This is a genomic window from Sphingobium phenoxybenzoativorans, assembly GCF_001757355.1.
GTDB classification, from domain to species: domain Bacteria; phylum Pseudomonadota; class Alphaproteobacteria; order Sphingomonadales; family Sphingomonadaceae; genus Sphingobium; species Sphingobium phenoxybenzoativorans.
On the sequence record NZ_MINO01000050.1, the window covers coordinates 1 to 13,063 of the forward strand.

A 13,063-nucleotide genomic window follows, 5' to 3' on the forward strand; every position below is an offset into this window, starting at 1 on the left:
GGCGGGCGCTGCGGGCGCGGCTTCCACAGCAGCCACGGCGTCATCGCGCATAGCCCCACCCGCAGCCGCATTCGCAGGCGCGGATACCGTCGCATTCCCCGTCGCCTTTTCCCCGCCGGCCAGGGGCATGAAAGACGCCATCTTCGCCAGCCGCGACTCCCGCACCGTCTGCGAAACCTCGGCCATCTGCCGCGCCGCGCCGCTGCCCGAAGCGGTGAGCGCAAGCCCGGTCACGGTGATCGCGGCCATGACGGCCATGCCCCAGCTTATCCGGCGGAGCGACACGCTATGGGATGCCAGCATCTTCAATCTCCCTTTCAGATTGTCCACTGTCCTTAGATGGCAGGCGGCGGCGAAATGACGTCCGCTCGCGGCCTTCAATATTGCGCGGCCATAGACGGCCGGGTTTGCGCCCGCATGCCGGGCCAGCACCAGCGCGTCGCAGGCCAGTTCCTGATCCGCCCGGAATGCGCGATAGGCGATCCACGCCAGCGGATTGCACCAGTGCAGCGCCAGCAGGGCCAGCGCCGCCATATTCGCCGCCAGGTCGCCCCGGTCGTGATGCGCGCATTCATGCGCCAGGGCGAACGCCCGCTCCTCCGCATCATAATGGTCGGCAAAATCAATGGGCAGCGCGACATATTTGCGGAACACGCCAAAGGCGAGCGGCCCGGACGCATGGGCGCTTTCGATGATCGTCACCCGCCCTTCCCGGCCGATCACCTCGCCATCGGACAGCAGCCGCCGGCGGAACCGGATATATCCGGCGATCTGGAACCCGGCGAATACTATGGCGCCGGCCATCCAGAGCGCGATCGCCATTTCGACCCACGGCAATCCGGCATCGCCGCCCGGCGTTCCGGCTGGCTGGTGAAAGACGACCAGCGCGCCCTGCCCCAAGCCCTGGCTCAAGCCCAGCCCCAAGCCCTGCGCCAGAAATCCCTGTGGCAGCGCGGTCGGCACCACGCCGCCCGTTGGCAAGGGCGGCAACAGCATGCGCAGCGCCGGCAGCGCCCAGAGCAGATAGGCCGCCTGCGCCCCGAACAGATGCGTCGCCGGCCTGCGCAGCATCATGACCAGCGCCATCAGCAGCGCGGAGGCGGCCAGCGCCTCGACCATCCAGCCCGTCATGCCTTCAGCTCCTTCAGCAGCGCCTCAATCTCGGCAATGTCGTCGGCGGACAGCCTGTCCTGCTTCGCCAGTTGCGCGACCAGCGGGCTGAGCCGCCCCCCGAACAGCCGGTCGAGCAGCTTGCCAGACTCCCCGGCGACATAGACGTCGCGCCCGACCAGCGGCCGGTAGAGGAACCGCCGCCCATCCTGTTCCGCCGCGATGATCTCCTTGGCCAGCAGGCGCGACAGCAATGTCTTGACGGTCTGGATGCTCCATCCACGCCCCGCCGCCAGCCGCTCCGCGACATCGGCGGCGGTCAGGGGTGACTGCTCCCACAGCGCCTCCATGACCGCATGTTCGGCTTCGCTGATCTTCTCATGCATATGCGTGCGCTCGACTCGTTATCGACTACATGTGTAATCGAATACGACTACAATTGTAATCGGTCAAGAAATTGTCGATGCAGTTTACAGATCGCGCGACCGGCATGCGGGCGTTAACCACTGCAACCCCGCTTTTCCGGGGCCAGCGGCATCTGGCACGCGCCATGCGTGGTTGGGGCTGTTCCTACCCGTAGAATAAAGGGGATGTGGCGCAGGTCTCCGCGCCGCATCCCCGCCCCGGGTGACCTCAACAACGCACGACGTCCGTTCGGGCTGAGCCCTTCGACTGCCTGCAAGGCAGGCGCTCAGGAGAGCCTTATCGAAGCCCTGTCCTTCACTTGAAAAGAAGTGCAGCCCTTCGACAAGCTCAGGGCGAACGGTAGACAGGCGAACAAAGATAAAAAAAGGCCGCCCCTCCACTCGGAGAGACGGCACCTTCCCTGTCCAGCACAGTTCACTCCGCCTTGGCGACGCCTTCGTCGGCCATCAACTGGCTCAGTTCGCCAGCCTCATACATTTCCATCATGATGTCGCTGCCGCCGACAAATTCGCCCTTCACATAGAGCTGCGGGATGGTCGGCCAGTCGGAAAATTCCTTGATGCCCTGGCGCACCGCCTGGTCCTGAAGCACGTCCACGCTGTCATAGGCGACGCCCAGATGCTCCAATATGGCGACCGCGCGGCTCGAAAAACCGCATTGCGGGAAAAGCGGCGTGCCCTTCATGAACAGCACGACGTCGGACGCTCCCACGATGGCGGCGATACGCGCATGTACGGCATCAGTCATTGGCTTGGGTCCATTCTGTCACGATGATTGCGTTTCGTTGCCGGTTAGTTGGGAACGGCGGTTGTCAGTTGCAAGGCATGCAGCACGCCGCCCATGCGCCCGCCCAGCGCCGCATAGACGGCCTGATGCTGCTTCACCCGGCTCACACCGCGAAAGCTTTCGGACACGACGCGCGCGGCATAATGGTCGCCATCCCCGGCCAGATCGGTAATCTCGACCTCCGCGTCGGGAATGGCCGCGCGGATCATGCCCGCAATATCGTCGGCCGCCATGGGCATGGCTTATTTCGGCTCCATGAACTGGCGGCGGGCGATCGCCGTCTGCTCCTCCAGCGCGGCGCGCACGGTCGGCTCGTCCACATCGACCCCGGCGGAGGTCAGGTCGCCGACCAGCTTGCGGATCACATCCTCGTCGCCCGCTTCCTCAAAATCCGCCTGGACGACGGCCTTGGCGTAGGCGTCGGTTTCCTCGGCGGTCAGGCCCATCTTCACGGCCGCCCATTCGCCCAGCAGGCGGTTGCGGCGGGCGGTGATGCGGAACTGGATTTCCTGATCATGCGCGAACTGATTCTCGAAAGCCCGTTCGCGGTCGTCAAAAGTGGTCATTGAATATGGCCCTGTTTTCTGTGCGTGTCGTTCCCGACTGCCATAAGGCGCGCGGCCGCGTTAGGCAACGGCGGCGGAAACCCACGGCCTGTCCGCCTTCACCTTCGCCTCATAGGCGCCGATCCTGTCCGCCTCGGCCAGCGTCAGGCCGATCTCGTCCAGCCCGCCCATCAGGCAGGTCTTGCGAAACGGATCAATCTCGAAGGAGAAGCGATCCTGGAAGGGCGTCGTCACGCTCTGCGCATCCAGGTCGATATGGATGGGGTCGGTCTTGGCCACGTCCATCAGGCGGTCGATGGCCTCCTGCGGCAGCACCACGGTCAGTATGCCGTTCTTGAAGGCATTGCCGGAGAAGATGTCCGAAAAGCTCGGCGCGATCACGGCCTTCACGCCCATGTCGTTCAGCGCCCAGGCGGCGTGCTCGCGGCTGGACCCGCACCCGAAATTGTCGCCCGCGATCAGGATCGGGCTTCCGGCATGGGCGGGATCGTCGAACACATTGGCCGGGTCCTGGCGCATCGCTTCGAAAGCGCCTTTGCCCAGGCCCACACGGCTGATCGTCTTGAGCCACTTGGCCGCGATGATCATGTCGGTGTCGACATTCTTGACGCCCAGCGGATAGGCGCCGCCTTCAACAATACTGACTTTATCCATTACTTACCCCGAACAGCGCGCATCTCCTGCGGCGCATCTGCAGCGCGCCCCAGGCTGGCGGCCATCACCGCGCTGGCCAGCGCGCCCAGCGCCAGCAGCCAGAATGCCTTCTTCATGCGACCACTCCCACCATTATCGGCTCATTAATTCGCGAACATCGGCCAGGTGGCCCGTCACCGCCGCCGCCGCCGCCATCACCGGCGACACCAGATGCGTGCGCGCGCCCGGACCCTGCCGCCCCATGAAATTGCGATTGGACGTGGATGCGCAGCGCTCGCCGCTCGGCACCTTGTCCGGGTTCATGCCCAGGCATGCCGAACAGCCCGGTTCGCGCCATTCGAAACCGGCTTCGGTGAAGATGCGGTCCAGCCCTTCGGCCTCCGCCTGGCGTTTCACCAGGCCAGACCCCGGCACGACCAGCGCCTGCTTGATGCTGCCTGCGATATGGCGTCCCTCGATCACGGAGGCGGCGGCGCGCAGATCCTCGATCCGGCTGTTGGTGCAACTGCCGATGAAGATATGTTCGACGGACACATCCTGCATCCGCTGCCCTTTGGTCAGGCCCATATATTCCAGGGCCTTTTCCGCCGCGGCGCGCTTCGACGCATCGCTGAAGCTTTCGGGATCGGGCACGCTGCCGGTGATCGACACCACATCCTCCGGGCTGGTGCCCCAGGTGACGTTGGGCGCGATGTCGGCGGCGTCGATGAACAGCGACTTGTCGAAAACCGCGCCTTCGTCAGTGACGAGCGATTTCCACCAGGCGACCGCCGCATCCCATTCCGCGCCCTTCGGCGCCATCGGGCGGCCCTTGAGGTAAGCGAAGGTCTTTTCGTCCGGCGCGAACAGGCCGGACCGCGCGCCGCCCTCGATCGCCATGTTGGCGACGGTCAGCCGTCCCTCGATCGACATGTCGCGGAAGGTGGAGCCGCGATATTCGATGACATGGCCGGTGCCGCCGGCCGTGCCCGTGCGGCCGATAATCTCCAGCACGACATCCTTGGGCGTCACGCCGAAACCCAGCGTCCCCTCGACCCGGACTTCCATCGTCTTGGACTGTTTGAGCAACAGCGTCTGCGTCGCCAGCACATGCTCGACCTCGCTGGTGCCGATGCCGAACGCGATCGCGCCCAGCGCGCCATGCGCCGCCGTGTGGCTGTCGCCGCACACCATCGTCGTACCCGGCAGGGTGAAGCCCTGCTCAGGACCGATGACATGCACGATCCCCTGCTTCTCGTCGGTCGGGCCGATATAGGGGACGCCGAACTCGGCGACATTGCGCTCCAGCGCCGCAAGCTGTTCCGCGCCCTCCGCATCGGCGATGGGGATGCGCTTGCCCTGCGCGTCCACGCGCGCCGTCGTCGGCAGGTTATGATCGGGCACGGCCAGCGTCAGGTCCGGCCTGCGCACCTTGCGCCCGGCCATGCGAAGCCCCTCGAACGCCTGCGGGCTGGTCACTTCATGGACCAGATGGCGGTCGATATAGATCAGGCAGGTGCCATCGTCCTTACGCTCGACGACATGGGCGTCCCAGATTTTTTCATACAGTGTGCGCGGCTTTGTCATGACAGCCCCCTAAACCCATCGCGCCGATGGTAAAAGGGGGTGATTCCACCCTTAAGCCAAATTTATTACGCTGTGCGATAGTCGGCCAGAACCGCCCCGCACGCCGCAAGCTCCGCCTCATGGCTTGCCTCGCGCCAATCCTCGGCCAGCGCTTCGGCCTCCCATTGCTGCATGGCGGGGTGCGCGAGCATGCGATCGACCCATGCCTGCCCGGCCGCGCCAACCTCCAGGCCATAGGTTCTCACCCGGAACGCCACCGGCGCGAAAAACGCATCCACGGCGCTGAAATCCGGCCCGGCCAGCCATGGCCCGCCAAAACTGTCCAGCCCCTGCGCCCACAATTCGGCCAGCCGCCCGACATCCTTTTGCAGCGCCGCCGACATCGCCTTGGGCTTCACCCGCACGCCGACATTCATGGTGCAGTCGTTGCGCAGGGTGGAAAATCCGCTGTGCATCTCCGCCACCGCGCATTGCGCCCAGGCGCGGGCGGCCTCATCCTGCGGCCACACGCCGTCATGACGGTCGGCGAGATAGAGGGCGATGCCCAGCGAATCCCAGATGCTGCGCTCGCCGTCGATCAGCAGCGGCACCTGCCCGGTCGGGGAAAAGCTGCGGAAATCCTCATAATTGACCGGCTTGGTGAAGGGTTCGATCCGATCCTCAACGGGAATGCCCAGCGCCTTCATCAGCACCCAGGGGCGCAGCGACCAGCTCGAATAGTTCCGGTTCGCGGTGATCAGCGTATAGGCCATGCTCAGTCTCCCTCCCGCGCCGCTTAGGGCCGCGTCCGGGCGCGCGGCAAATGAAAATGCGCGCGGTTTGACAAGCGCCGCTTATGATGCGCCCGCGCGTTCCTTGGGCGAGACATAGCCGGGATCATGATCGAACGGCGGCGGCGCGCCGTCCCGCAAGGCGTCGAGGATCGACCGGAAGTCCGTGCGGCAGCGGAACCCGATCAACCGCTCCGCCTTCGCCGCATCATAAATCCGGTCGATATGCGCGGGCAGCGACCATCCGGCCTTCGCATAGAGGGCCGCCGCATCGGGGAAATGGCGGGCGATCACCGCAGGCGCATCGGCGACCAATTGCTCCGCATCCTCCCGCGAAAAGGGCGTGGGCGCGGACAGGACGAACGTCTCGCATCCCAGGCCCGGCGCATGGTCCAGCGCGGCAAGATGCGCTTCCGCCGCATCCTCCACCGTCAGGCGGCGGTTGAGGAACTCGTTCGCCTTTGTGTTGGGGCCGTCATGGGCGATCTCATGCGCCATATCGTCATCCTCCGGGAAGAAACGTCCGGTGCGCAGGATCGCGACATTGATGCCATGCTCCAGATGATGAAGGCGGCACAGATGCTCGGCCGCCAGCTTCGTCACGCCATAGATGTTGCGCGGTTCCAGCGGACCGCTCGTCTCGTCCAGCCAGGCCGCGCTGCGCGCGCCGCCCGATTTCCCGGCGCGAATGGCCTTGCTGATCATCAGCGACGTGGTGGAGGTGAAGATGAAACGGTCATGCCCCGCCGCAACCGCCGCTTCCAGCAGGTTGAGCGTGCCGGTGACGTTCACCTCCACAAACGCCTGCGCCGGATAGCGCACAATGTCCGGCTTGTGCAGCGCGCCCGCGTGGATCACTGCTTCTATGCCATGATCGGCGAAGGTCCGGTCGATCAGCGCCCGGTCTGCCACGCTGCCCACGACATGCGTATCGACGCCCTGCGCGACGTCCAGCCCGACGACATCATGCCCCGCATCGCGCAGGCGCGGCGCCAGATAGCGGCCCAGCCAGCCCGACGATCCGGTCAGAAGTATCCGCATGCCTGTATTCCCGATCTCAACCACGCTTCGCCTTGACGGCCCCGCGCCTCATTTGCCGTCCGTTGCGGCGGGCGGGTCCCATCTCTTGCCGGCGGGAAACACATCGTCGAACCCGCCCTTCAGGCCGCTGCCATAGACAGGGTTTGGCAGCGCGAACCAGCCATTGCCCCACATCTTCGCCGCCACGCCCCGGATCGCCGCCTGCCTGCGGTCCGGCACGGACGCGATCTGGTTGAACAGGTCGGAAAAATCGCCAAGCTGGTCGCCGCCTAGCGCGATCACGCAATATTTCCCGGCGATCGTCCAGCGGCGGCCGTCCTTCTTCGATCCCGTCGCATCGTCCCCTTTCAGGAACAGCGTCTCGCCATGCACCGCCTTGCCCAGTCCGGCGTTGGCGATGGCCTGCGCCGTCGCATCGGCATTGGCGGCGGCGCGGTTGGTGTTGAAAATCACCGTCACGCCCATGGCGCGCAGCGCATCCACCGCATAGACCGCACCGGGGACCGGGCTGACCTGCCCCGCCCCGGTCTTTTCCCACTGGTCCCAGATGGCGTCGTTGAACCCCTGCCCAGTGCGCGCGTCGAAATATTCAAAGCCCAGATTGAGCACCAGCGTCTCATCGACATCGAATATCGCTGCGAACGGCTTCTGCCCGCACGGGGCGAAGGCGGGCGCGTCAAGGCTCGCGCCCTGCGCCAGCACCACGCTGTCCGCCGGCCGCGCCTTCACTTGCTCCCCCGCATAGTTCAGCAGCGCCCGGAACGCCTGGATCGAAACCGCCCCGGCCTCCCCCGATCCGTAAAGATACTGCATGGTCGCGGGCGGATTTGCCGATGGCGCGGGCATCGCGGCGGGCGGCGTCGCAGAGGTACAGGCGGCCAGCGCCATTGCAGGCATCAGGCCCGCGATCCATCCCGCTTTCCGGTGGGGTTTCATCATGATCGCCTCCCGATGATCGTAGAGGCGGACATAGATTTGCACCCGGCGGCGGTCAAATTCTGCAGGAGGGAGGAGGCGGAAAGTGCAAATCCGCCAACCGTCACCCCGGGCTTGACCCGGGGGTCCCGCTGCCTTGTGCCGCACCTGAAGAAAAGCGGGACCCCGGATCAAGTCCGGGGTGACGAATGGACAGGGAGCGCCCCGGCAATATCGGGGCGCTCATATGATTGCAGCAATGTTTAAACCTTGTCGCCCAGCGCGCCCTTGATGCTGCCGGCCAGTTTCTGGGCCTTGCCTTTCAGCTCCTGGCCCTTGCCTTCGGCCTTCTGGTCCGGGTCGTTGCGCGCTTCACCCGCGGCCTGCTTGGCGTTGCCGGCCGCCTCATTGGCGTAACCCTTCGCCTTGTCGATCAGTTCGCCCATGATGAATCTCCTTGATTTACATGGCGATGCGCGTCCTGCGCTCGCTCATATACACCAATGTCTCACGGGCCGGACCGTTCCCGATCCTTAATGTTACAAAATGTTTAGAAACCGCCGAGCGCGGCAAAACGGTCGATAAAGCGCACGATCTGCTCACGCCCCTTCGCCGTCAGGAGGAGCAGCTTGCGGCGATTGTCGCTGGCGTCGCCGACCCGTTCGATCGTCCCGTCGTCGACCAGCATCTGGATGGCGCGCAGCGCGGTGGTCTGCGGCGCGCGGGAGGCGAGGCAGGCGTCGCCCACCGACACCCGGCGCCCCTTGCACTCGCTCAGGAACATGTCGATCAGCAGGTTGAACGGCGCGTCATGGATGATGCCGTCGAAACCGTCTTGCCGCAGGGCGCAGAAACGCTGCACCTTTTCGGCCAAAATCTGGCGGGAATCGCCCTGCATCCGCGTGCCCGCGGACGTCTTGATGCCCGATCCGATGAACGGCCAGTTATCGTCCCGCCCGGCCGTATCCGAACCGCGGCTCCATTCCCTCATTTCCAAACTCATATGCGACCTCCCGGTAGACCCATCCGGATGAGGGGGCATAATGGTTTCCAAAATCCTGCTAATCCAGCCGGACCGGCGCGGCTTTAGACTAATGAATTAAGGGTTGGATCAAATAAGCCCGGCCAGCGGGCTGGAGGGGTCGGCATACATGCGCCGTCCCATGCGCCCGGCGCGATAGGCCAGGCGGCCCGATTCGACCGCCCTTTTCATCGCGTCCGCCATCATGATCGGGTCGCCCGCCTCGGCAATGGCGGTGTTCATCAGGACGCCGGTGCAGCCAAGCTCCATCGCCACGGCGGCGTCGGACGCGGTGCCCACGCCCGCATCGACCAGCACCGGCAGCTTGGTGCCCTCCACGATCAGGCGGATCGTCACCTTGTTCTGGATGCCCAGGCCCGACCCGATCGGCGCGCCCAGCGGCATGATGGCGACCGCGCCCGCATTCTCCAGCCGCTTCGCCGCAATGGGATCGTCGACGCAATAGACCATCGGCTTGAAGCCTTCCTTGGCCAGTATCTCCGTCGCCCGCAGCGTCTCGTGCATGTCCGGGTACAGCGTACGCGCCTCGCCCAGCACCTCCAGCTTGACCAGCTCCCATCCGCCCGCCTCGCGCGCCAGCCGCAGCGTGCGGACGGCATCCTCGCCTGTGAAGCAACCGGCCGTATTGGGCAGATAGGTGACTTTCTTCGGGTCGATATAGTCGGTCAGCATCGGCGCCTTGGGATCCGACACATTGACGCGCCGCACCGCCACAGTGACGATCTCAGCCCCCGACGCCGCCAGCGCCGCCGCATTCTGCTCGAAGCTCTTATATTTGCCGGTGCCGACGATCAGGCGGGAGCGGAACGTCTGGCCCGCCACGGTCCAGCTATCCTCGTCCACCGGCGCGCTCACATCGCCGCCCCCCGCGACCGGATGGTCGCCACCGCCAACAAAGTGCACAATCTCCAGCTCGTCGCCATCCTCGACCAGCACCTGGCTCAGCGTGGAGCGCGGCACGATCTCCAGATTGCGCTCGACCGCCACCTTCTCGGGCACCAGCCCCAGCTCGCTCGCCAGGTCCGCGATCGTCATGCCCTGCCGCACCCTGCGATGCTCGCCATTGACATGGATGGAAACGGTGCCGTCGACGCTCAAGCTGCTTTCCTTTTTCCAAAGCTGTATCGACTTAACGATAGGAGCGGCTAAGAGAGGCAAGCCGCTGGCGGGCATATAGGGATGGATGCGGCGATCCCGCAACAGGCAAACGGGGACAGAAGGCCATGTCGGATACGCGGAAGATATTCGTCCTCAACGGTCCCAACCTCAATCTGCTGGGCACGCGGGAACCGGAAATCTACGGCTATGACACGCTGGACGACATTGCCGACCGGCTGGAGGACGCCGCCCAGCGCGCGCATGTGGAACTGGATTTCCGCCAGTCCAATCATGAAGGACATCTGGTCGACTGGCTGCATGAAGCGAATGAGGAAAGCGCCCATGCCGTGCTGCTCAACGCCGGGGCCTTCACCCACACCTCCGTCGCCCTGCATGACGCCATAAAGGCCGTGAAAGTGCCGGTGATAGAGGTGCATCTGTCCAACCCGCACACCCGCGAAACCTTCCGCCACAAAAGCTATGTCGGTATGGCTGCGAAGGGAACAATCGCCGGTTTCGGGGCGCTTTCCTACATGCTCGCGCTGGAAGCCGCGCTGGAGCTTTAGGTTCGCCAACGGTTGCGCTTCGGGAAAAACCGCAATAGGCGCATCCCCCACAAGCGAAGAATAAGCCTTCCGAAGGGTCAGAAATGAACGACAAGCAGGACAAGAGCGAAATGCGGGTGGACGTGGGCCTTATCCGCGAACTGGCGGAAATGCTCGACACCACCAACCTCACGGAGATTGAGGTTGAGGATGGCGACCGGAAGATCCGGGTCGCGCGCACGGTGACGGCCGCCGCTGCTGCGCCGGTCTACGCCGCCCCGGTTGTCGCGCCCGTCGCCACAGCCGCCGCCCCAGCAGAGGCCGCGCCGTCCGCAGCCCCCGCCGCCGCCAATGCGGTCAAATCCCCGATGGTCGGCACTGCATACCTCGCCGCCGATCCCGATGCGCCGCCCTTCATCCGCGTCGGCGCACAGGTGAAGTCCGGCGACACGCTGCTGATCGTCGAGGCGATGAAGGTCATGAACCAGATTTCCGCGCCCGCCGCCGGCACGGTCAAGGCCATTCTCGTCGAAAACGGGCAGCCGGTCGAATTTGACCAGCCGCTCGTCGTCATTGAGTAAGCCGACCATGAGCATCGAGAAGCTGTTGATCGCCAATCGCGGCGAAATAGCGCTGCGCATCCATCGCGCCTGCCATGAAATGGGCATCAAGACGGTGGCGGTCCACTCCACGGCGGACGCCGACGCCATGCATGTCCGCCTGGCCGATGAAGCGATCTGCATCGGGCCGCCCGCCGCCAAGGACAGCTATCTCAACATCGCCAACATCATTTCCGCCGCCGAAATCTCCGGCGCGGACGCGATCCACCCCGGCTACGGCTTCCTCTCCGAAAACGCGCAGTTCGCGGAAATCGTTGAGGCCCACGGCATCGCCTTTGTCGGCCCGAAGCCGGAGCATATCCGCATCATGGGCGACAAGGTGGAGGCGAAGCGGACAGCCGGCGCGCTCGGCCTGCCGCTCGTCCCCGGCTCCGATGGCGCGATCAGCGACATTGGGGAAGCCAAGGCGATCGCGAAGAAGATCGGCTATCCCGTTATCATCAAGGCGGCCTCGGGCGGCGGCGGGCGCGGCATGAAGGTGTGCGAGTCCGAAGACCAGCTCGAAACCCTGATGCTCCAGGCGGGCAGCGAAGCGAAAGCCGCATTTGGCGACGCCACCGTCTATCTCGAAAAATATCTCGGCAATCCCCGCCACATCGAATTTCAGGTGTTCGGCGACGGCAAGGGCAACGCCATCCACCTCGGCGAGCGAGACTGCTCGCTCCAGCGCCGCCACCAGAAAGTGCTGGAGGAGGCCCCCTCCCCCGTCATCTCGTCCGAAGTCCGCAACAGCATGGGCGAGATCGTGCGCAAGGCGATGGCCGATATGGGCTATCGCGGCGCGGGCACCATCGAGTTTCTCTATGAGGATGGCGAATTCTACTTCATCGAGATGAACACCCGGCTCCAGGTCGAGCATCCCGTGACCGAGATGATCACCGGCGTCGATCTGGTCCGTGAGCAGATCCGCGTCGCGGAGGGCCGTCCGCTGTCCGTCGAGCAGGAAGATTTGCGCTTCACCGGCCACGCCATCGAATGCCGCATCAATGCGGAGGACCCCAAGACCTTCGCGCCCTCGCCCGGCACGGTGACCAGCTACCATGTCCCCGGCGGCATGCACGTCCGCGTCGATAGCGGTCTCTATCAGGGCTACAGGGTGCCGCCTTATTATGACAGCATGATCGGCAAGCTGATCGTCTACGGCCGCACCCGCGAAGGCTGCATCATGCGCCTGAAGCGCGCGCTGGAGGAATATGTGATCGAGGGCATGAAAACCACGATCCCCCTCCACCAGAAACTGCTCCGCGACCCGGAATTCCAGAACGGCGACTATACGATCAAGTGGCTGGAGGAATGGCTGGATCGTGAGGAGTAGAACTGGCCAACTGGATCGGGACGGCGATACCTCGAACTGAGATCTTTCACCACCTCCGTTCGCTTCGAGCGCAGTCGAGAAGCCTCGCGCTTCCGTATCTCGACTTCGCTCGATACGAACGGACGTAGGACACACACCGGAGGCGGCATGAAAGCGACAATCTGGCACAACCCCCGCTGCTCCAAATCGCGTCAGGCATTGGCCATTCTTGAAGATGCACCCGGCGTCGAAGTCGAGGTCGTCGAATATCTCAAGACCCCGCCGAGCCGCGCGGACCTCTCCGCCGCCTATGCCCGCGCCGGCATCGCCCCGCGCGACGGCCTGCGCAAGGGCGAGGATATCGCGAAGGAGCTTGGCCTCGCCAACGCCAGCGACGACGCCATCCTCGACGCGATGGCGCAGCACTCGATCCTGATCGAGCGCCCGCTGGTCATCACGGAAAAAGGCGTCCGCATCGGCCGCCCGCCGGAAGCCATCCGCGAAATCCTCTGACGATCACCCCTCTCCCGCTTGCGGGAGAGGGAGGGGCCTGTCGCGTAGCGACGGGAGGGTGAGGGGCTTGCCTCTGCGCAAGACGATGCTCGAAATCCTCTGACGGATTCGCGACCG

General features: G+C 64.7%; 17 protein-coding genes. 4 read left to right on the forward strand and 13 right to left on the reverse strand.

Annotated features, from left to right (window positions below):
- The 13 genes from BHQ40_RS18040 to thiS form a co-directional block, all read right to left on the reverse strand.
- On the reverse strand, nucleotides 1–1,131 hold a 1,131-nt coding region (locus BHQ40_RS18040; protein WP_070157143.1), incomplete at its 3' end, for a M56 family metallopeptidase.
- Entirely contained in the window at nucleotides 1,128–1,496 is a 369-nt protein-coding gene (locus BHQ40_RS18045; protein WP_070157144.1) for a BlaI/MecI/CopY family transcriptional regulator, read from the reverse strand. The genes BHQ40_RS18045 and BHQ40_RS18040, both read right to left, overlap by 4 nt.
- A gap of 454 nt (nucleotides 1,497–1,950) precedes the next feature.
- Nucleotides 1,951–2,283, reverse strand: a complete 333-nt coding sequence (gene grxD / locus BHQ40_RS18050; protein ID WP_070157145.1) for a Grx4 family monothiol glutaredoxin — start codon at nucleotides 2,281–2,283, stop codon at nucleotides 1,951–1,953.
- Nucleotides 2,284–2,327: 44 nt separating this feature from the next.
- Entirely contained in the window at nucleotides 2,328–2,561 is a 234-nt protein-coding gene (locus BHQ40_RS18055; RefSeq protein ID WP_070157146.1) for a BolA family protein, read from the reverse strand.
- A 3-nt stretch (nucleotides 2,562–2,564) separates the two neighbouring features.
- Nucleotides 2,565–2,888, reverse strand: a complete 324-nt coding sequence (locus tag BHQ40_RS18060) for a DUF1476 domain-containing protein (RefSeq protein WP_070157147.1) — start codon at nucleotides 2,886–2,888, stop codon at nucleotides 2,565–2,567.
- A gap of 60 nt (nucleotides 2,889–2,948) precedes the next feature.
- Nucleotides 2,949–3,542 (reverse strand): 3-isopropylmalate dehydratase small subunit, encoded by a 594-nt coding sequence (gene leuD / locus BHQ40_RS18065; protein WP_070157148.1) that lies wholly within the window; start codon nucleotides 3,540–3,542, stop codon nucleotides 2,949–2,951.
- 132 nt (nucleotides 3,543–3,674) lie between these two features.
- The gene (gene leuC / locus BHQ40_RS18070) at nucleotides 3,675–5,108 is read right to left on the reverse strand and encodes a 3-isopropylmalate dehydratase large subunit (RefSeq protein ID WP_070157149.1); all 1,434 of its coding nucleotides are present in this window, start codon (nucleotides 5,106–5,108) and stop codon (nucleotides 3,675–3,677) included.
- A gap of 65 nt (nucleotides 5,109–5,173) precedes the next feature.
- Complete coding sequence (locus BHQ40_RS18075) at nucleotides 5,174–5,860, reverse strand: glutathione S-transferase family protein (protein ID WP_070157150.1); 687 nt, start codon at nucleotides 5,858–5,860, stop codon at nucleotides 5,174–5,176.
- 81 nt (nucleotides 5,861–5,941) lie between these two features.
- Entirely contained in the window at nucleotides 5,942–6,919 is a 978-nt protein-coding gene (locus BHQ40_RS18080) for an NAD-dependent epimerase/dehydratase family protein (protein WP_070157151.1), read from the reverse strand.
- Nucleotides 6,920–6,967: 48 nt separating this feature from the next.
- Entirely contained in the window at nucleotides 6,968–7,858 is an 891-nt protein-coding gene (locus BHQ40_RS18085; RefSeq protein WP_083277026.1) for an HAD family acid phosphatase, read from the reverse strand.
- A 239-nt stretch (nucleotides 7,859–8,097) separates the two neighbouring features.
- The gene (locus BHQ40_RS18090) at nucleotides 8,098–8,280 is read right to left on the reverse strand and encodes a CsbD family protein (protein WP_070157152.1); all 183 of its coding nucleotides are present in this window, start codon (nucleotides 8,278–8,280) and stop codon (nucleotides 8,098–8,100) included.
- A 104-nt stretch (nucleotides 8,281–8,384) separates the two neighbouring features.
- Entirely contained in the window at nucleotides 8,385–8,837 is a 453-nt protein-coding gene (locus BHQ40_RS18095) for a winged helix DNA-binding protein (protein ID WP_070157153.1), read from the reverse strand.
- 108 nt (nucleotides 8,838–8,945) lie between these two features.
- Entirely contained in the window at nucleotides 8,946–9,974 is a 1,029-nt protein-coding gene (gene thiS / locus BHQ40_RS18100; RefSeq protein WP_083277024.1) for a sulfur carrier protein ThiS, read from the reverse strand.
- Nucleotides 9,975–10,099: 125 nt separating this feature from the next.
- On the opposite strand from thiS, the gene aroQ reads away from it, so the two are divergent.
- The 4 genes from aroQ (at nucleotide 10,100) to arsC (ending at nucleotide 12,946) form a co-directional block, all read left to right on the forward strand.
- Nucleotides 10,100–10,540, forward strand: coding sequence for a type II 3-dehydroquinate dehydratase (aroQ, locus tag BHQ40_RS18105; RefSeq protein ID WP_070157154.1), 441 nt, complete (start codon nucleotides 10,100–10,102; stop codon nucleotides 10,538–10,540).
- Nucleotides 10,541–10,623: 83 nt separating this feature from the next.
- Nucleotides 10,624–11,100: an acetyl-CoA carboxylase biotin carboxyl carrier protein gene (accB, locus tag BHQ40_RS18110; protein WP_070157156.1), complete on the forward strand. Its 477-nt coding sequence runs from the start codon at nucleotides 10,624–10,626 to the stop codon at nucleotides 11,098–11,100.
- Between the two features lie 7 nt (nucleotides 11,101–11,107).
- Complete coding sequence (gene accC / locus BHQ40_RS18115; RefSeq protein ID WP_070157158.1) at nucleotides 11,108–12,454, forward strand: acetyl-CoA carboxylase biotin carboxylase subunit; 1,347 nt, start codon at nucleotides 11,108–11,110, stop codon at nucleotides 12,452–12,454.
- 147 nt (nucleotides 12,455–12,601) lie between these two features.
- Nucleotides 12,602–12,946 carry an arsenate reductase (glutaredoxin) gene (arsC, locus tag BHQ40_RS18120; protein ID WP_070157160.1) on the forward strand — a complete coding sequence of 115 codons (345 nt, stop codon included), beginning with the start codon at nucleotides 12,602–12,604 and terminating at the stop codon, nucleotides 12,944–12,946.
- Nucleotides 12,947–13,063 lie beyond the last annotated feature (117 nt).

What these genes read in the sequence shown, in the direction of transcription:
- BHQ40_RS18090 (WP_070157152.1), bottom strand. Translation starts at nt 8,280, where the DNA reads ATGGGCGAACTGATCGACAAGGCGAAGGGTTACGCCAATGAGGCGGCC.
- leuC (WP_070157149.1), bottom strand. Translation starts at nt 5,108, where the DNA reads ATGACAAAGCCGCGCACACTGTATGAAAAAATCTGGGACGCCCATGTC.
- BHQ40_RS18060 (WP_070157147.1), bottom strand. Translation starts at nt 2,888, where the DNA reads ATGACCACTTTTGACGACCGCGAACGGGCTTTCGAGAATCAGTTCGCG.
- leuD (WP_070157148.1), bottom strand. Translation starts at nt 3,542, where the DNA reads ATGGATAAAGTCAGTATTGTTGAAGGCGGCGCCTATCCGCTGGGCGTC.
- grxD (WP_070157145.1), bottom strand. Translation starts at nt 2,283, where the DNA reads ATGACTGATGCCGTACATGCGCGTATCGCCGCCATCGTGGGAGCGTCC.
- BHQ40_RS18045 (WP_070157144.1), bottom strand. Translation starts at nt 1,496, where the DNA reads ATGCATGAGAAGATCAGCGAAGCCGAACATGCGGTCATGGAGGCGCTG.
- BHQ40_RS18095 (WP_070157153.1), bottom strand. Translation starts at nt 8,837, where the DNA reads ATGAGTTTGGAAATGAGGGAATGGAGCCGCGGTTCGGATACGGCCGGG.
- BHQ40_RS18075 (WP_070157150.1), bottom strand. Translation starts at nt 5,860, where the DNA reads ATGGCCTATACGCTGATCACCGCGAACCGGAACTATTCGAGCTGGTCG.
- aroQ (WP_070157154.1), top strand. Translation starts at nt 10,100, where the DNA reads ATGTCGGATACGCGGAAGATATTCGTCCTCAACGGTCCCAACCTCAAT.
- BHQ40_RS18055 (WP_070157146.1), bottom strand. Translation starts at nt 2,561, where the DNA reads ATGCCCATGGCGGCCGACGATATTGCGGGCATGATCCGCGCGGCCATT.
- arsC (WP_070157160.1), top strand. Translation starts at nt 12,602, where the DNA reads ATGAAAGCGACAATCTGGCACAACCCCCGCTGCTCCAAATCGCGTCAG.
- accC (WP_070157158.1), top strand. Translation starts at nt 11,108, where the DNA reads ATGAGCATCGAGAAGCTGTTGATCGCCAATCGCGGCGAAATAGCGCTG.
- BHQ40_RS18080 (WP_070157151.1), bottom strand. Translation starts at nt 6,919, where the DNA reads ATGCGGATACTTCTGACCGGATCGTCGGGCTGGCTGGGCCGCTATCTG.
- accB (WP_070157156.1), top strand. Translation starts at nt 10,624, where the DNA reads ATGAACGACAAGCAGGACAAGAGCGAAATGCGGGTGGACGTGGGCCTT.
- BHQ40_RS18085 (WP_083277026.1), bottom strand. Translation starts at nt 7,858, where the DNA reads ATGATGAAACCCCACCGGAAAGCGGGATGGATCGCGGGCCTGATGCCT.